This is a genomic window from Streptomyces sp. NBC_01717, from assembly GCF_036248255.1.
Taxonomy (GTDB): domain Bacteria; phylum Actinomycetota; class Actinomycetes; order Streptomycetales; family Streptomycetaceae; genus Streptomyces.
Genome location: NZ_CP109178.1, coordinates 1,117,647 through 1,135,451 on the forward strand (window position 1 = coordinate 1,117,647; position 17,805 = coordinate 1,135,451).

Genomic DNA, 17,805 nt, shown 5'->3' on the forward strand with positions numbered 1-17,805 from the left:
TCAGCCGATTCCGGGAATGAGGGAGATGAGCAGGTCGATGATCTTGATGCCGATGAACGGGGCGACCAGGCCGCCGAGGCCGTAGATCCCGATGTTGCGGCGGAGCATCGAGTCGGCGCTGCTCGGCCGGTAGCGCACGCCCTTCAGGGCGAGCGGCACCAGCGCAATGATGATCAGCGCGTTGAAGATGACCGCGGACAGGATCGCGGACTCCGGCGAGGACAGCTGCATGATGTTCAGCTTGTCCAGGCCCGGGTAGACCACCGCGAACATCGCCGGGATGATCGCGAAGTACTTCGCGACGTCGTTGGCGATCGAGAAGGTCGTCAGCGCGCCGCGGGTGATCAGCAACTGCTTGCCGATCTCCACGATCTCGATGAGCTTGGTCGGGTTGGAGTCCAGGTCCACCATGTTCCCGGCCTCCTTGGCGGCCGAGGTACCGGTGTTCATCGCCACGCCGACGTCGGCCTGGGCCAGCGCGGGCGCGTCGTTGGTGCCGTCACCGGTCATCGCGACGAGCTTGCCGCCCGCCTGCTCACGCTTGATGAGGGCCATCTTGTCCTCGGGCGTGGCCTCGGCGAGGAAGTCGTCGACCCCCGCCTCCTCGGCGATGGCCTTCGCGGTCAGCGGGTTGTCACCGGTGATCATCACGGTCCGGATGCCCATCCGGCGCAGCTCGTCGAACCGCTCCCGCATCCCTTCCTTGACGACGTCCTTGAGATGGATGACGCCGAGGACCCGGGCGCCCTGCTCGTCGTCGACGGCGACGAGCAGCGGCGTGCCGCCCGCCTGGGAGATCCGGTCCGTGAGCGTGCGGGCGTCCGGCGAGACGGTGCCGCCCCGCTCCTCGACCCAGGCGACGACCGAGCCGGTCGCACCCTTGCGGATCCTGCGCCCCTCGACGTCCACACCCGACATCCGGGTCTGTGCGGTGAAGCCGACCCAGTCGGCCCCGACGAGCTCGCCCTGGTGACGCTCGCGAAGCCCGTACTTGTCCTTGGCCAGTACGACGACGGAGCGGCCCTCGGGCGTCTCGTCGGCGAGCGAGGAGAGCTGTGCGGCGTCCGCCAGCTCGGCCTCCGTCGTGCCCTTGACGGGTACGAACTCGGCGGCCTGCCGGTTGCCGAGCGTGATCGTGCCGGTCTTGTCGAGCAGCAGCGTCGACACATCGCCGGCGGCCTCGACGGCGCGTCCCGACATGGCGAGCACATTGCGCTGGACGAGGCGGTCCATGCCCGCGATACCGATCGCGGAGAGCAGCGCGCCGATCGTGGTCGGGATCAGACACACCAGCAGGGCGGTCAGCACGATCATCGACTGCTTGGCACCCGCGTAGATCGCGAACGGCTGCAGGGTGACGACCGCGAGCAGGAAGACGATGGTCAGGGACGCGAGCAGGATGTTCAGCGCGATCTCGTTGGGCGTCTTCTGCCGGGAGGCACCCTCGACCAGACTGATCATCCGGTCGATGAACGTCTCACCCGGCTTGGTGGTGACCTTGATGACGACGCGGTCGGAGAGCACCTTCGTACCACCGGTCACGGCCGAGCGGTCGCCACCCGACTCCCGGATGACCGGCGCCGACTCCCCGGTGATGGCCGACTCGTCGACGCTGGCGACACCCTCGACGACGTCACCGTCGCCGGGGATGATGTCGCCCGCCTCGCAGACCACCAGGTCACCGATGCGCAGATCGGTGCCGGGCACCTGCTCCTCGGTCCTGCCGTCCTTGGACAGCCGGCGCGCGACGGTGTCGGTCTTGGCCTTGCGCAGCGTGTCGGCCTGAGCCTTGCCACGGCCCTCGGCGACCGCCTCCGCCAGATTGGCGAAGATCGTGGTGAGCCAGAGCCACGCGGCGATCGCCCAGCCGAACCAGTCGGTCGGGTCCATGGCGGCCAGAACGGTGGTGACCACCGAACCGACCAGCACCACGAACATCACCGGCGACTTGATCATCACCCGGGGGTCGAGCTTGCGTACCGCGTCGGGGAAGGATTTGAGCAGCTGCTTGGGGTCGAACAGACCCCCGCCGACGCGCCCGCTGTCGGGCTTGTGCCCGGTAGGCGCGTCCTGGTGCGGCGCGCGGGTCGGAGTGATGGTGGACATCGAGTCCTCTTGCTTCAGTTTCGTGGTCATGACGCCAGCCCCTCGGCGAGCGGTCCCAGTGCCAGCGCCGGGAAGAAGGTCAGACCGGTGACGATCAGGATCGTGCCGACCAGCAGACCGGTGAAGAGCGGCTTGTGCGTGCCGAGCGTGCCCACGGTCGCCGGGACAGGCTTCTGCTCCGCGAGCGAACCCGCCAGCGCCAGAACGAACACCATGGGCAGGAACCGGCCCAACAGCATCGCGATCCCGATGGTGGTGTTGAACCACTGCGTGTCCGCGTTCAGACCCGCGAACGCCGAACCGTTGTTGTTGGCACCCGACGTGTACGCGTACAGAATCTCGGAGAACCCGTGCGCACCCGAGTTCGTCATCGAGTTGACCGGAGTGGGCAGAGCCATCGCCGCAGCGGTGAAGCACAGCACCAGCGCCGGAGTGATCAGGATGTAGCACGCCGCAAGCTTGATCTCACGGGTACCGATCTTCTTACCGAGATACTCCGGGGTACGACCGACCATCAGACCCGCAATGAACACCGCGATGATCGCCATGATCAGCATGCCGTACAGACCCGACCCGGTACCACCCGGAGCGATCTCACCGAGCTGCATACCCAGCATCGTGATACCGCCGCCGAAACCGGTGAACGAGGAGTGGAAGGAGTTCACCGCACCCGTCGAGGTGAGCGTGGTGGCCACCGCGAAGATCGACGAACCACCGACCCCGAACCGGGTCTCCTTGCCCTCCATCGCCCCACCCGCGATGTCGAACGCCGGCCCGTGATGGGCGAACTCCGTCCACATCATCAACGCGGTGAAGCCCAGCCAGATCACACCCATCGTCGCCAGGATCGCGTACCCCTGCTTCAGGGAACCCACCATCCGGCCGAACGTACGGGTCAACGCGAACGGAATGACCAGGATCAGGAAGATCTCAAGAAGGTTCGACAGCCCGTTGGGGTTCTCGAACGGATGCGCCGAGTTGGCGTTGAAGTAACCACCACCATTGGTACCCAGCTCCTTGATCGCCTCCTGCGAAGCGACCGCACCACCGTTCCACTGCTGCGAGCCGCCCAGGAACTGGCCGACCCCGTGGATACCCGAGAAGTTCTGGATCGCACCGCACGCCACCAGGGCAACCGCACCCACCACCGAGATCGGCAGCAGGATCCGCACGGTGCCCCGCACCAGGTCGGACCAGAAGTTGCCGAGCTCACCGGTACGCGAACGGGCAAAGCCCCGCACCAGCGCGACCGCGACAGCGATACCCACCGCGGCCGACACGAAGTTCTGCACCGCCAGACCACCGGTCTGCACGACATGGCCCATCGCCTGCTCGCCGTAGTACGACTGCCAGTTGGTGTTCGCGACGAACGACGCCGCCGTGTTGAACGCCTGGTCCGGATCGATCGAGGCGAAGCCGAGCGAGCCGGGCAGACTGCCCTGGACACGCTGCAGCAGATAGAGGAACAGCACGCTCACCGCGGAGAACGCCAGGACACCACGCAGATAAGCGGGCCACCGCATCTCCGTATCAGGATTCGCGCCGATGGACTTGTAGATCCACTTCTCGACCCGCAGATGCTTCTTCGAGGAGTAGACGGCGGCCATGTAGTCGCCGAGGGGGCGGTACGCCAGACCCAGCGCCACCACGAGCGCGAGCAGCTGGAGCACACCAGCAAGGACGGGGCTCATATCGGGCTCAGAACCTCTCCGGGTACAGAAGGGCGAGGACGAGATAGCCCAGCAGAGCGACGGCCACGATCAGACCGACAACGTTCTCGGCAGTCACAGCTTCGCCACCCCCTTGGCAACGAGAGCCACCAGCGCGAAGACCGCGATCATGGTGACGACGAAGGCCATGTCGGCCACCGTGTGCTCCTAGATGAGATTCGGATCGAACGGACGGTTAGAGGAAACCCCGGCTCTGAGCGACCACGCGCACCGTTGACGGGTCCCTTACGGCCATGGGTGCTCTCTTGACGGGCCTCTTACGCAGCCGTCCCCGGGCCCCGGAACAAGCAGGTCCTGAGTACTTCGGACGGCGGCCCACGGTCCACCGGCCCGTCGGTTTCCGGTCACCTCGGGCCGAACTGTCCGATGCGGCTGCGCCCCCGTCATGAGAAGGTCCAGCCCCGGGCACGTGGTCGCCAGGACCACCCGGTCGGCCCGGCTCCAGGTCCCACCCGTGGGGCGGGTGCCAGTCGGATGCCGGGGCTGTCTGGACGTGAGGCGCCCACAGGCGGGATGGCCGCGGCGGTCTTCTTGATCACGTCGAGCCGGCGCGCGCGGGCAGCGAGCTGCGAACCTTGACGGCACTCTGACGTTGCTCGGAGACAGGGCGTCGGACGCGGATCCCCGCCGATGCTCAGCCGCGGAACTCGGCCAGCCGTGGGCGCAGACCCAGTACGGTCAGTGCCGCGGTCGCCACCAGGGCACCGCCGGCCGCCGGAAGCAGCCCTGAGACCACTCCCCGACCCTCGCGCACGGACGTGGCGAAGTGGGTCCGGTTGATCTCGGTGACCTCGTCGAGGGCGTCCATCCAGGCGCCGAAGTGGGCGTTGGACTTGTTCTTGTCCCAGCTGATGCAGAACGCGACGGCCTCCCGCTCCTTGCCCTCGGCGACCAGACGGCGGATGGTGCGGTCGTCGCGCTGGTAGACGGCGTACGCCTCGACGGTCCGCTCGGCGGCGGCGCGCTCGCGAGGAAAGGTGATGTTGTCGAATTCGCGGCGGAATTCGCCCGTGAAGCGCAGGTCGGTGGGGTCGGTGCGGTAGGCGGACCAGGTGTCCTCCAGGCCCGCGTCGTAGGTGTCGATGCTCGCGTCCTCGATTCCGTACAGTTGCTGCGCCTTGTCGAGGAAAGCCTGCTCATAGCCGGTCCGCTCCTGCTTGACGAGGAGGTAGCGGCTTTCGTCGGCGTTCGCGTCGTAGGCGACGGCGCGGGCCCGGGACAGCGCGACGACGGAGTCGAACGCGTCGCGCCGGGCGCCACGCAGATGCTCGGAGGAGGCAGCGAGTGCCTGAGCGCCGACAGCGAGAGCGATGCAGGCGCAGAGCGTGGCAGCCATCAGCCCCGGGTGGAGGATGCGGTGGAAGCTCCGCGCGAGATACCACTGCAGCACCACGAGAAGGGCGAGCAACAGCAGGCCGAGCACGACGGCGGTGATCAGTTCGGCGCTGAGGCGGGAGCGTGCGGCGTCGTACTCGGTTTCGTACGCGTCGTCGTTAGTGGCGATCAACGCCTCTGACTCGGGCCGGATTTCGGCGGACAGCAGAGCAGTGGCCGACCGGTAGTCGTCCACCGCTGCCGCCTTGCCGCCCTTGCGGCCGTCGTTCTCCAGGGCGCGGCCGATCAGCTCCTGATAGCGGGCGAAGTTCTCGGTCAGCGCCTCGACGGTGTGCTCGGCCCGCGCGTCGCCCTCTGCGGCGACGGCGAGGGTACGCAGTTCGCGGCTTACGGTGCGGCGTGCGGCGCCGTAGAAGCCGGCGGCCTTGCCGTGCGGGACGTCCATCCGGCCCGCACCCGCATCACCGCTGGACAGCAAGATGTTGGCAGCCTGCGCGTCCATGTCGTTCAGGGCCAGATCCAGACCGGCGGCGCTGGTGGTTCGAGGAGCGTCGCGTCCGCCCACGGTGTCCCAGGTCGCGGAGACGGCCAGCCCTGCCAGAAGCAGAAGCAGCGCCGCCCCAGCGGTGAGCAGCAGTATCGCGGCACGGATGAGGCGCAGCCTGGCCGGAAGTGTCGCCCAGCGGCACCGCATGCGCTCCTTCAGGACATCGCTGCGTGAGCGGTCCGGACGCCGCCCCTCTCGTGGCTGCGAACCGGCACGCCCCGCCGGCGGTACGGCCGTCGCATGGCGTGTTCCGGCTTCAGCCCGTGCCTCCGCCTCCGGACTGTGCGCGGTACCGACGGTGATGGTCACGCGCCCTCCAGGCTCACACCACGGGCGTTCGTCCGCCCCCGTGCCGGTCAGTCTCAACCCGGCTCGGACGCGAATCGGCCTCCCCTGACTCCGTCCTGATGGTCCGTCAGCATTTCTTGACACGGGTTTGACGCCTGATACCGAAGGCTGTCAGAAGGCCGTAAATTCCCCCAGCACGGTGCGGGCAAGGACGGTGCCAGCGGCTAGATTCGCCTTACTGCCGCTCGAGATCGCGGACGTCAGTGGCATGACACGCACTCGGCGACGGGTATGCGGCTTCCCGGCGCCGCGTCCACAGTTCGCCTGGTCGACGCCCGGGCGCCCCCTGGCGTCGACCAGGCCCGTGCGCCTGCCGCTCCCCTGCAGACCCCATCAGAAGGTCCTTTGTGATGCTCCCCGCCGCCTCCCAGCAGGCTCCGACAGCACCTACACCCGGCGAGAGGCCTCCGGACCGACCGCGTCGGCGGCGCTCCCAGCAGGGCGGGTTCTTCGATCCCGTACAGCTGGTGAAGTCCTTCCCCGAAGCACTGCGCAAGTTGCACCCTCGGGCTCTGGTGAAGAACCCCGTGCTGTTCGTCGTCGCCGCCGGATCGGTGCTCACCACGCTCTCCGCGCTCATCCATCCGTCCGTCTTCACCTGGGTGATCAGCATCTGGCTGTGGCTGACGGTGATCTTCGCAAACCTCGCGGAGGCGGTCGCGGAGGGCCGCGGCAAGGCGCAGGCCGAGTCGCTGCGCAGGGCGCGCATGGACACCGTCGCCCTGCGGCTGCGCCACTGGCGGTACGGGACGGACCTGGCCCGCGCCGAGACCGAGGCCGTTGCCGCCACCGACCTCCGGCTCTTCGACTTCGTCCTCGTCGAGGCGGGCGAGCTGATCCCCGCCGACGGCGATGTGGTCTACGGCATCGCGGCGGTCGACGAGTCCGCCGTCACCGGTGAATCCGCCCCCGTCATACGTGAGTCGGGCGGCGACCGCTCCGGCGTCACGGGCGGTACGACGGTGCTCTCCGACCGGCTCGTCGTACGCGTCACATCCCGTCCCGGACACTCCTTCATGGACCGGATGATCGCCTTGGTCGAGGGCGCACGGAGGCAGAAGACCCCGAACGAGATCGCCCTCAACATCCTGCTCGCCGCGCTGACCATCGTCTTCGTTCTGGTCGTCGTCACGCTCCAACCGATGGCCGCCTTCGCGAACGCCGCACAGTCCACGACCGTGCTGGTCGCGCTGCTCGTGACGCTCATCCCCACGACGATCGGTGCGCTGCTCTCCGCCATCGGCATCGCCGGCATGGACCGCCTGGTGCAACGCAACGTCCTGGCGATGTCCGGCAGAGCGGTCGAAGCGGCCGGCGACGTCAACACCCTGCTCCTCGACAAGACCGGCACCATCACCCTCGGCAACCGCGAGGCAACCGGCTTCGTCCCGCTGCCCGGTGTCGATGAACTGATGCTCGCGGACGCGGCCCAGCTCTCCTCCCTCTCCGACGAGACGCCGGAGGGCCGGTCCGTCGTCGTCCTGGCGAAGGAGCGGTACGGGCTGCGGGCCCCGGCCGAAGGGGAGCTCGCCCACGCACAGTTCGTGGAGTTCAGCGCCCAGACCCGGATGAGCGGTATCGATATGCGATGGGACAACGGGGCTGTCTGTCACATCCGCAAGGGCGCCGCGGCGCAGGTGATCAACTGGGTGGAGATCCGTGGTGGGGCCGTTCCGTCTCAAGCTGTCCAATGGTCCGACTCGATCGCCTCGAGCGGTGCTACGCCGCTGCTGGTCGCCGTCCACGACTGGGACGGGCCGCGAGTGCTCGGCATCATCCACCTCAAGGATGTGGTCAAGGACGGCATCCGGGAACGCTTCGCGGAGCTGCGCCGCATGGGTATCCGCACGGTGATGATCACCGGCGACAATCCTCTGACCGCCAAGGCGATCGCCGAGGAGGCCGGCGTCGACGATTTCCTCGCCGATGCCACCCCCGAGGACAAACTCGCCCTGATCAAGCGTGAGCAGGAGGGTGGCAAGCTCGTCGCGATGACCGGTGACGGTACGAACGACGCGCCCGCGCTGGCTCAGGCGGACGTCGGCGTGGCGATGAACACCGGTACCTCGGCCGCCAAGGAGGCCGGGAACATGGTGGACCTGGACTCCAACCCGACCAAGCTCATCGAGATCGTCGAGATCGGCAAGCAACTCCTCATAACCCGGGGGGCGTTGACGACGTTCTCGATCACCAATGACGTGGCCAAGTATTTCGCGATCATCCCGGCCATGTTCACCGGCGTCTATCCCGGACTGGAAGCCCTCAACCTCATGGGCCTGCACAGTCCTACCTCCGCGATCACCTCGGCGATCATCTTCAACGCGCTGATCATCGTGGCGCTGATCCCGCTCGCCCTGCGCGGCGTGCGCTACACCCCGGCGTCGGCGCACGACCTCCTGCGCCGCAACCTCGCGGTGTACGGCCTGGGCGGTCTGGTGTTCCCGTTCATCGGCATCAAGCTGATCGACCTGCTGATCTCCACGATCCCCGGGCTCGGCTGACCCGCATCAGAGGGGTGTCAGGAACAGCCGGGAGGTCTTGAGCCGTTGTCCGCGAGCCGATTGGATGGAGAGCGTGAACAGCGAGTGGCTCCTTCTCGACCGGCCGCCTCATCAGGCGTCGCCTCGTCGTATGCCCCGCTGCCCGGACACGCCGGCTTCCCTCCCCTACGCCTTCGGGGCGTAGGGGGAACCTCTGACGCGTAGTCCGTAGCCCTCGGGGCGCCGTGACCTGGTCCGGCGCCCCTTCGTCGTATCCGTGCACGCCCTACCCCTCCGCAAACGCGGCGGGCGGCGAAGCGTGCCCCGAGCCATGGATGGACCATGTCCGACTCGAACCTTTCCTCCCGCACCGTCCTCGTCACCGGGGCCACCTCCGGCATCGGCTACGAGACGGCACGGCTGCTCGCCGAGCGCGGTGCCACCGTCCTCGTACACGGCCGCACGGCCGAAGAGGCGCAGGCTGCCACCGACAAGCTCGTCTCCACTGCCGGCATCCCCGCCGAGCGCCTGCGCCCCTTCGGAGCGGACTTCTCCCGTCTCGAAGAGGTCGAACGACTCGCCCACCGAGTCGTCGTCGAGCACCCGCACCTGGACGTACTCGTCAACAACGCGGCCATCGCCGCCCCCGAGCGTCACACCGTCACCGTGGACGGCAACGAAATCGCGTTCCAGGTCAACTTTCTGGCGCACTACCTGCTCACCAACCTGATGGGCGATGCGCTCACCAGCGAGCCGGGCGGACGCGTCGTCAACGTCTCCTCCTCCCTGCACCGCACCGGCTCCATCCAGTGGAGTGATCCCAACCGCGCTCGCCGCTACTCTCGCCTCGCGGCCTACGCCCAGTCCCAGCTGGCGCTCACCGTCTTCGCCGCGGACCCGCGCGTGATTGCCGTCTCCATCCACCCCGGCATCTGCGACACCGCCCTGCTCCCGCTCTACGCCCACCACGGAGCCACCGCGTCCGACGGCGCCGCCCACGTCGTACGCCTCTGCGATCCGGCCACGGAAATCGTCAACGGCGCGTACTACGACTGCGACGAGCGCGTCGAGCCCGCTCCCGCCGCCACCGAAGGCCGCACGGTCCAACGCCTCAACAAACTCGCCGATGTCCTCGTCGGCCAGCTCAACTGAAGGGACCACGAACGTTCATGTCGAAGCGCGCACGTAAGAAGAAGGCCCGCCGCAAGAGGAAGGCGAACCACGGCCGCAAGGCCAACGGGAGCTGAACCCGACCGGGGGCGGCCTGCCGACAGGGCGGGCCGCCCCGCGTCGAACTCGGCGGAATATCCCGTGCTCCGGTGTGTATCGCACCGACTCCCCGGGGATACGGCCCGCCCCGAGACGCTCGCCGACCTTGCCGTAGGCCCGGTGCACCAGCTCGTATGCGGCGACCAGCACTGCCGCGGCGGATCGACGGCGAGACCGTGTGCTCAGTCCTCAAGGCCTCCGGCCTGAACCGGCGTCTTCGGGTCGTCGGCGCATACCCGCCCGGGTCGAAGTCGAACGCGAATGCGCCGTCTCCCGGTCGATCCGTTCGGACAACTGGCGGAGCGCGGTCGCCCCGCACAGCAGCGTTCCTCGCCCCAGGGACGAGCGGGCGCCCGCGTCCAGCAGCTGCCACAGGTGGGGATTGGCGATCAGCACCCGCGGGTCCACTTCGACACGTGCGCCATCCAGGTCGCGCAGTACCAGGCGCAGCGAGACCCCGTCGGACCAGCGCACCGTTCCTAAAAACTGAGCGGGAGTGAGTCCTGTTGCCAGGACTCGTGCTCAGTCGCGTGTCCCGAACGGTCTTGGGCACGCTGGTTCTCCGCTGTGACCGCACAGCCGGTCGCCGCCCTCTGGGGGCTGGTTCCGTTTCGTGTCCGGCGGAGTCCCTCACGCCCCCGGGTCCCTGGCTCGGCCTGGACGGTCCGATGCCCGCCACCATCGCTCTGGTGGTGGCGGGGCGGTTTCGTCCGTCGCCGGATCGGGTGCCCCAGGGCGCGCCTTCCGATCGCGATGCCCGCCGCGTCATGGCGGGTCATCGCACGTCGGCTGTTGGTCAGAGGCGTCTTCCAGTGCTCGGCGCCCCATTTCGTGGTGTACGCGGCATCGACGGCGATCAGGGTGAGGCCGTGCTCGGCGGCCATGTTCACCAGCCGGGCCTTCACCTTGGCGGTGGGGATGCCGTGGATGAGATGACGGAACCGCTTCTTGCGGCCGAATTTCTCGCGTGTCTTCCCGTCGGAGAAGTCCAGGTCCTCGACCGCGATCGCGGTCACGCCGGCCCGGGTGGCCCAGCGCAGCAACTGGCTGAGCGCGTGGCGCAGCTGCGCGTCGCGATGGTCTGCCGAGCCGGTGAGGTTGTACGTGAACTGGTGAGGATTGCCGACCGGGTTGCCGTGCGTATCGAGTCGGTACGCGGCGAAGTGGTCGGCGTTCGTGTCCACGCCGACCAGCCCACCGGCGCGCGCGGCCTCCAGGGGGATTGCCTGGATGGCAGACCGCTTCCAGGATGCCGTCAGGTACCAGCGGCCCCTGAGCACGTCGAGGTGGATCTCGTACGCGACGGCCCGGTTCGCGGTGATCCGGTCGGCCCATTCGGCGCCCCGGTACGGGAACGTGACGCGGGCAGACACGACGTAACGGCCATGCGGCGCGTTGGCCAGACACTCCAGCGGCTTCGGCAGCTTGATCGAGACTTCGCCGTCGGGGGTGACGCGGATCGTCTCGTTCCCGAACCGCTTCCCGGACTCACCGTCCGCGCTGAGGAACCAGCGGGCGGCTTCCCATCGCTCCCGCCATCCGGTCTCGGTGAGCTGGGCGGCGGCCAGGTGATGACGGTTCCTGGCGAGCTTCTTCCCGCCGCGCACGACGTGCACCCGCCCGGTCGCAATGTCGTCCTCGACGGCCGCGAGGCGGGCCTTCAGGATGTGGAGGCGGCGGGACTTGTTAAACCACTCCGTCTGCGACCGGTACCCGCCGGGCTTCCCCTTCGTGCCCTTCTCCCCGACAGGGAGGGACAGGCGGTGCATGAGCATTCGCACGCCGTCGGCGAGCTTGTCGCGGTACGCGAACTGGCCGCGCCGGGCGAGCGCGTACTGTTCGTGGGTGCCCTTGGTGAGCGCACCGGCCCACCGCGACGACGACTGACGTGTCAGGTCCTGCTTGCGGGCTGCCCAGGTGTCGTTGGTGCGCTCGAAGCCGGCCTGCGAGTACCTGCCGAGGTCAGTGGCAGCAAGAGAGCCGAGGTGGCCACCGACCAGACGCAGGACTTCGTCGTCCTGGAGTGTGAGGCCTGCCAGCCGGTCACGGATCGCGACACCGGACGCCTCCTGGACCACGAACGGCTCCCGGACCGGACGCAACGGCGTCTTGTGCTCGTTCACTGCGCGGCCGCCTCCAGCGCCTTCTGCGCGCGGTTCCTAGCGGATCGGCGCCCGTACAGGCGGGCACAGAACGAGGTCGGCACCTCGGTCATGTCGCGGACCAGGTCGTCCTCGACCTCGCCGTCATCCAAGATGACCAGGCGGCGGCCGTGGGCGGCCAGGGCGGCCTCGACAAGTTCGACGTTCATCCGCCCGAAGCGGTCCTTGTGCTCGACGACCACGGTCGTCACATCCGGGTCGGCCAGCAGGCGACGGACCTTCACCCGCCCGCCGTTCATGCCCGAGGCGATCTCCGACTCCACACGCACCACACGGTGCCCGGCCTTGGCCGCCCACTCCATGATCCGGGCCCTCTGCCGCTCCAGATCGGCCTTCTGGTCGTGAGACGAGACCCGGGCGTACAGGCCCACACCACCGACGACATCAACGGCCTGGTTGGCCTCGATGTTCACCAGGATCGTGCGCGGACCCACCCGCATCGCAGGCACTGGCAGCGTTCCCTCACGAAACCAGCGGCGCGCGGTCTGCGGATGGACGCCCTGCGCCTTCGCCCACTCGGTCAGATTCACATTCTCGACGGTAGAGAGCACTCACCCATGAACGCTAATAATCACTCACGCTTCACTAAAACGAGTGCAGTTCGCACCCCCACCAGGCTGTCCGTTCGCACCCGACGCCTGCGCAGCAGACTGCGGGAAGCCAGCCAGCCCTCCCCCGCGGTCACCCGCGGCGGCCGCGGTCACCCGCGGCGGCACCAGCACCACGAGCAGCAGGACAGCGAGCGCAACCCACATGAGGGCGCGCAACCCAGTAAGTCGGCCGGATCCCACGTCGATCAGTAGCAGCAGTCCCAGAAGCAACGCGGAGCAGCCGCAGGCGGCCCGTAGCTCAGCGGTCCAGCCGTCATCCGACGCGGACGTTCCTGGGGGCTCACCGCGGTCGGCATCGCGTTCGGGCGCACATTGAGTGACATATCGTCCGATAAGGCCCACGCTAGACAGGTTCGCGGACCCCGGCAGGCCATTGATGCACCGCTGACGCGGCACACGGCAGCTTTGACGCCGCCCTGACCGTCTCCGTCGGAGAACGCGTGAAGAGATCGCCACCTCGGCCGGGAACACGCCGTCCCCTGACAGGACCCGCCGAACACGGACAGGCCCGAGCAGCGAGGAGAGGTGGGCCAGGCGCCGAGATGCCGAATCTCCGACGAGGGCATACCGTCCATTTGGCTCGTAGTGCGCCATGGGAGGTGCTGATGTCTGCTCTCACCGTGATCGGTTACGACGGCGCCAGAGGTGACGACCGGCCTCACGCGCCCGTCAACCGCGTGAGCCTTGTCCCGATCGCGCTCCGTCCCTTCTGATGCCTGTGCCGTCCCACTGGCGGAAGCCGGGTCGCACTCAGCACCACACGCCCGCCGCGTCCGCCCCACGGGCCGGCGGAGTCGACAGGATGTCCTCCCGAGTCGTGCGGGCATTCACTCGGACAGTGGGCCGTGCCGCCTTGTTCACCCTGCTCGGTACGACGCTGATGGTCACCGCGCTCCCGCCCGCTGCGCACGCCGGGGCACGCCCGGCCGCTCCCACTGTTCAGCGGAGTGACCAGAGCTCGGGCGGCCCCGGGCATACGCCCGACGAGTGCAACGCGGATCCTGCTTCGTGCCACGGCTCGAACCGGCTGTACCAGTACATCTACTCCCTCGGGATCCACCCCTTCACCAGCCCTCACGATGTGCGCAAGCAGCTCACCGGAAACTTCTGGCTGTTCTCGGTGCGCGGCGCATGTCCCACCCGGATCCGCGCGAAGGACGAGTGCGAATTGCTGGGTGGAAACCCGGTCCGGGTGGAAGCCATCGAGTACGACTACCTTCAGATCGCGACCCTGCCCGGCCACGTTCTGGGTGACGGCCTGCACATCCGCTTCACCTTCACCCGCAGTCTCGGCTTCCACTACCTGATGGTGACTGCCTGGCAGAACAGACCGACCGCCTGCACCGAGAAGACACTGTGCAATGTGGCAAGCCGTGCGGGTGCCTGGGCATTGTGGCGAGTCCTCTCCGAGACGCTGGCGATATCGGCCTACCTCGCCTGACGCACCGAACGGCCGGCCCAGACTTCGCGGACATCGCGGACAGGACGGGGCACACACGTCTCCCCCGGTTCACCGCTGTCCGGCTTCACCATGGCGCTTACGTCACTGTGTCGGCCGTCAGCTGAGGTGCTTGGCGATCTCCCAGCTTGCCGCCAGTTCCACGTCGCCGTTGATCCGTACGTCGACCAGGACCGGCCCGTTCTCGACGGCCAGTGCCCTGTCGATCTCGCCGAGGTCGTCGGGCTTGCGTACGGTGAAGCCCTTGGCCCCGAAGCCCTCCGCGAGTTTCGCGAAGTCGGGCTCCGGCATGTCGGCGTAGGACGCATTGAGCTTCTTGTGGACCAGATCGTGCTTCTCCTGGCCCACCGCGTTGTCGTTGAAGACAATCACCGTGAGCGGCAGTTTGTGGCGGACGGCCGTATGGAAATCGGCGACGTTCATCATGAACGAGGCGTCCCCGGTCGTGTGTGTGACACGCTCTCCGGGGCGTGCGAAGCAGGCTCCGATGGCGAGGGCCAGGCCCTGGCCGACGGCGCCGAAGTCCCAGCCGACCGCCCAGTTCTCCGCGCGCGGCACGGTGAGGATCTTCACGCAGACCATGGCCGCGTGACCGCCGTCGATCACCAGGATGCGGTCGTCCTTCGGCAGTGCGTCCTCGAGGTGCCGTACCGCCCTGCGTGGATCCGTCGCGTCTCCGTCGTCGTACTGAAGGGTCGTCGGCTTCCGGTCGTCCTGGAGTTTCTGGACGAGCCCGGGGTCGGGCCGGCGTGCGTCCACCGTCTCGGCGAGCCGGTCCGCGAGGGCCGCCACGGCCGTTCCGGCGTCGGCCGTCATACCGACGGCCACGCGGGCGAACCAGCCGAATGCGTCCGGCCGATCATCGATCTGGATGACCTTCTTCCCATTCGCCAGGATTTTTCCGAAGTCGGTCGTCCATTCGTTCAGGCTGGCGCCGACGACGACCATCACATCGCTCTCGGCGAGTGTTTCGACCGTCAGATGGGAACCCAGTCCGCCACTGACTCCCAGATACAGCGGATGATCCGCGCAGAATCCGGCGGCGAGAATGGATACTCCGACCGGTGCGCCAAGACGCTCGGCCAGTCTGCGCACCTCGGACTCCGCTCCGGAGTTTCGCGCCCCGAGTCCACAGAGAATCGTCGGCTGCCGGGCTGACGCGAGCAGCCTGACCGCTTCCTCGACATCCTGCGTACGCGGCGGCTGGAGGGTGTTGGGCGCGTACATGGGCCGGTACGTCCAGCCGGGGTCCGGAATCTCCGTCTGCTGGACGTCTTGGGGAAGATTCAGAATGAAGGGCCCTTTCCGCACCTTGATCTGACGGAATGCCTCCCCGAGGCAGTAGTCCACGTTGTGCACCGATTCCAGTCGGACGGTGGCCTCGGTGGTGAGTCTGGCGAGTGCTTGCTGGTCCACCATTCCCTGCGGGTTGTACGGGTCACGGAGGGAGGCGTGTCCGGCGAGCAGCATCAAGGGTGTGCGGTGGAGCCGGGCGGCCACCAGCGAGGTCGTGGCATTGGTGTAGCCCGGGCCTTGGGTGACCGACGCGAGACCGGGCTTGCCACTGAACCGGGCGTAACCGTCGGCCATACCGACAGCGCTGGATTCATGGTGGGCGTGCACGAATGTCGCGCCGTGCCGTTCGCCCAGGTCCACGATCAGGTCCTGGTTCGCGTCCCCCATGACGGCGAACAAGTGGTCGAGTCCTTCGGCGGCGATCGCGTCGCTGACAGCTTGGAATGCCTTCATCGGAGTCTTCCTTCGGGTTCGCCGGTCTTGAACCAACAGGCGCCGATGCTTTCGACGGAATGTGGCGTTGCCGTTCCCCGCAGGCGCGTCATGGTGCGGCCGAATGGGTTTCCCGGCCATCGCAGGAGAGCCAGAGCGTAATGCACCTTCACGCCGTGGATCTTGTCGACAGGGCGCGGTGAGTACCGCGATCGCGACGCGTGCACCGATTCGGCGTAACTCCGGTGAACTGCGACCTCTCATGGCACACGGGTGCCGGCGACCGGCCACCGGCCCGGTCGTGGTGATTGCCGGTCAGTGCCGGTGGCCGTGGTCGTAGCCGGTGGGGCGCTGCGCCAGTGTCCGGGCGCGGGTGGTGACCTCGTCGGCCGGCACGGCGCCGCCTTCGGCGAGCACGTCTTCCAGTGCGCCCAGCCAGTGCCGGTAGTAGTTCCAGTGCGCGTCCTCGGTCGGTTCCGCTTCCCAGCGTGCGATCCGCGCGATCAGCGCTGCCTGGAACTGCGGCCAGGTGAACACGCCTGCCTCGTACAGGGTGACGGCCATGCCGAAGGCACGGCTCTCCCACGGCTCGGCGAACACCAGCTCGCCGTTGGAACGCGGCGGCGCGGCCGGTCCCTGGATGTCCAGCGGGGCGGTCACGGCACCTCGATCCTGGCGACACCGACCATCGCGTCGCGGGTGATCAGCGGCACGAGCTGTTCCTCGGACAGGCCCTCGGTGCCGGCCGGGCGCTCGGGCAGTACCAGCCAGCGCACCTCGCTGCTGGAGTCGTGGACGGTGATCTGCACGTCGTCGGCGAGTTCGAGCCCCATCTCGGAAAGCACTTTGCGCGGCTCCTTGACCACCCGCGCGCGATAGGCCGGGTCCTTGTACCAGCCGGGCGGTAGGCCGAGCAGCCGCCACGGGTAGCACGAGCACAGCGTGCAGACCACCACGTTGTGGCTGGTCGCGGTGTTCTCGACGACAACGACGTGCTCGGTCTGCACGCCGATGAAGCCCAACTCCTTGATGGCGGCGGTGCCGTCGTCGAGCAGCCACCGACGGTACTCGGGGTCGGTCCATGCCTTGGCGACCACCTTGGCTCCGTTGAGGGGGCCCACGTTGGTCTCGTAGTCGGCGATGATCGCGTCCAGCGCGCTCGGGTCGACCAGGCCCCGCTCGGTCAGCAGCTGCTCAAGAGCCTCGGTACGCAGCGGTGCGGGAATGCGTTCAGCGGATTCGCCGGCGGTCATGCGGCCCTCTCCAGATAGCTCTCGAACATCTCGATGGTGAGTGCGAACGGTTCGGCGTCGGCACCCCACAGCTCGTGCGAGTCGAATCGCACCGAGTACACGTACTGCGGGTTCTCGCCCTGGAAGTGCGCGTTCGTGTCGGGTAGGACAGAGGCAGGCTGGATGAGCGCGACGACTCCGGTGTGTCCGCGCACGTAGCCCGGCAGCCTGGTGTGTCCGGCCGGCGACATGTTCTTGGCACGTACCCGCTCGCCCTCCGCGAACGCCGGCGCCGTGTCCACGGCGCGCAGCGAGCCCTTTGCGGCCGGCGCGTAACCGGGCTTCGCGGGTTCGGGGATCGGCGGTTCCTCGACCTGCTCGCCGCGCAGGTTGCGGGCGCGGGCGTTGATCGCGGCCGGGGCCAGGATGGCGCTGTCCGTGAGCATCAGCTCGGCTGCGTTGAGCCAGCGGCCGAAGTAGCCGTCGGACAGGTATGCCGTTCGGTCCAGGCGTTCGACCGCGTGCCGGAAGGCGTCCACGTTGAATCCGGCAAGCTGTTTGGACAGCTGCGTCAGAGCGAACACCCGACCCTGCCAGGGTTCCGGGAAGACCGGCTCGTCGGCGCGCGGCGGATGAGTGGGACCCCACCCCTCCGTTCCTCCCATATCGGCGATCCCGTCCATGGCACCACCTCTCGTGAACCTGCAGCGATAGGGACACACTCGGCACGATCAGTACGTATTCAGTTCAGAAAGATCGGGCGATACAGTCACATATCATCCGATGTGTCACCACTCT

Annotated in this window: 14 protein-coding genes; 3 read left to right on the forward strand and 11 right to left on the reverse strand. The window is 67.9% G+C overall.

What is annotated here, in order from left to right:
* The 4 genes from kdpB (OHB49_RS05275) to OHB49_RS05290 form a co-directional block, all read right to left on the reverse strand.
* The gene (gene kdpB, locus OHB49_RS05275; protein WP_329158343.1) at positions 1 to 2,136 is read right to left on the reverse strand and encodes a potassium-transporting ATPase subunit KdpB; all 2,136 of its coding nucleotides are present in this window, start codon (positions 2,134 to 2,136) and stop codon (positions 1 to 3) included.
* Positions 2,133 to 3,797, reverse strand: a complete 1,665-nt coding sequence (gene kdpA / locus OHB49_RS05280; protein ID WP_329158345.1) for a potassium-transporting ATPase subunit KdpA — start codon at positions 3,795 to 3,797, stop codon at positions 2,133 to 2,135. Before kdpA ends, kdpB (OHB49_RS05275) begins: the two co-directional genes overlap by 4 nt.
* A gap of 7 nt (positions 3,798 to 3,804) precedes the next feature.
* The gene (gene kdpF, locus OHB49_RS05285) at positions 3,805 to 3,894 is read right to left on the reverse strand and encodes a K(+)-transporting ATPase subunit F (protein ID WP_037823947.1); all 90 of its coding nucleotides are present in this window, start codon (positions 3,892 to 3,894) and stop codon (positions 3,805 to 3,807) included.
* A gap of 576 nt (positions 3,895 to 4,470) precedes the next feature.
* Entirely contained in the window at positions 4,471 to 6,027 is a 1,557-nt protein-coding gene (locus tag OHB49_RS05290; protein ID WP_329158347.1) for a hypothetical protein, read from the reverse strand.
* A gap of 389 nt (positions 6,028 to 6,416) precedes the next feature.
* Here OHB49_RS05290 and kdpB (OHB49_RS05295) point away from each other — a divergent pair, with 389 nt between their 5' ends.
* Both kdpB (OHB49_RS05295) and OHB49_RS05300 read left to right on the forward strand, forming a co-directional pair.
* The gene (gene kdpB, locus OHB49_RS05295) at positions 6,417 to 8,567 is read left to right on the forward strand and encodes a potassium-transporting ATPase subunit KdpB (protein WP_329158349.1); all 2,151 of its coding nucleotides are present in this window, start codon (positions 6,417 to 6,419) and stop codon (positions 8,565 to 8,567) included.
* A gap of 321 nt (positions 8,568 to 8,888) precedes the next feature.
* Positions 8,889 to 9,698 carry an SDR family NAD(P)-dependent oxidoreductase gene (locus OHB49_RS05300; protein ID WP_329158351.1) on the forward strand — a complete coding sequence of 270 codons (810 nt, stop codon included), beginning with the start codon at positions 8,889 to 8,891 and terminating at the stop codon, positions 9,696 to 9,698.
* Between the two features lie 306 nt (positions 9,699 to 10,004).
* Here the strand turns inward: OHB49_RS05300 and OHB49_RS05305 are convergent, their stop codons facing one another.
* The 3 genes from OHB49_RS05305 to OHB49_RS05315 are packed head-to-tail and all read right to left on the reverse strand — an operon-like array spanning position 10,005 to position 12,507.
* Complete coding sequence (locus OHB49_RS05305; RefSeq protein ID WP_329158352.1) at positions 10,005 to 10,289, reverse strand: hypothetical protein; 285 nt, start codon at positions 10,287 to 10,289, stop codon at positions 10,005 to 10,007.
* Positions 10,290 to 10,294: 5 nt separating this feature from the next.
* On the reverse strand, positions 10,295 to 11,938 hold the full coding sequence (locus OHB49_RS05310; protein ID WP_329158353.1) for a transposase: 1,644 nt from the start codon (positions 11,936 to 11,938) through the stop codon (positions 10,295 to 10,297).
* Positions 11,935 to 12,507, reverse strand: coding sequence for an IS607 family transposase (locus OHB49_RS05315; RefSeq protein WP_329158354.1), 573 nt, complete (start codon positions 12,505 to 12,507; stop codon positions 11,935 to 11,937). The genes OHB49_RS05310 and OHB49_RS05315 overlap by 4 nt, the downstream gene beginning before the upstream one ends.
* Before the next feature lie 883 nt (positions 12,508 to 13,390).
* On the opposite strand from OHB49_RS05315, the gene OHB49_RS05320 reads away from it, so the two are divergent.
* Entirely contained in the window at positions 13,391 to 14,029 is a 639-nt protein-coding gene (locus OHB49_RS05320) for a hypothetical protein (RefSeq protein ID WP_329158355.1), read from the forward strand.
* 117 nt (positions 14,030 to 14,146) lie between these two features.
* Here OHB49_RS05320 and OHB49_RS05325 read toward each other — a convergent pair whose 3' ends face one another.
* The 4 genes from OHB49_RS05325 to nthB all read right to left on the reverse strand — a co-directional run bounded on the left by OHB49_RS05325 (position 14,147) and on the right by nthB (position 17,690).
* Positions 14,147 to 15,796 (reverse strand): thiamine pyrophosphate-binding protein, encoded by a 1,650-nt coding sequence (locus OHB49_RS05325; protein ID WP_329158357.1) that lies wholly within the window; start codon positions 15,794 to 15,796, stop codon positions 14,147 to 14,149.
* A gap of 294 nt (positions 15,797 to 16,090) precedes the next feature.
* Complete coding sequence (locus OHB49_RS05330; RefSeq protein WP_329158359.1) at positions 16,091 to 16,435, reverse strand: nitrile hydratase accessory protein; 345 nt, start codon at positions 16,433 to 16,435, stop codon at positions 16,091 to 16,093.
* Positions 16,432 to 17,028, reverse strand: coding sequence for a nitrile hydratase subunit alpha (gene nthA / locus OHB49_RS05335; RefSeq protein ID WP_329158361.1), 597 nt, complete (start codon positions 17,026 to 17,028; stop codon positions 16,432 to 16,434). Before nthA ends, OHB49_RS05330 begins: the two co-directional genes overlap by 4 nt.
* On the reverse strand, positions 17,025 to 17,690 hold the full coding sequence (gene nthB / locus OHB49_RS05340; protein WP_329158363.1) for a nitrile hydratase subunit beta: 666 nt from the start codon (positions 17,688 to 17,690) through the stop codon (positions 17,025 to 17,027). The genes nthA and nthB overlap by 4 nt, the downstream gene beginning before the upstream one ends.
* Positions 17,691 to 17,805 lie beyond the last annotated feature (115 nt).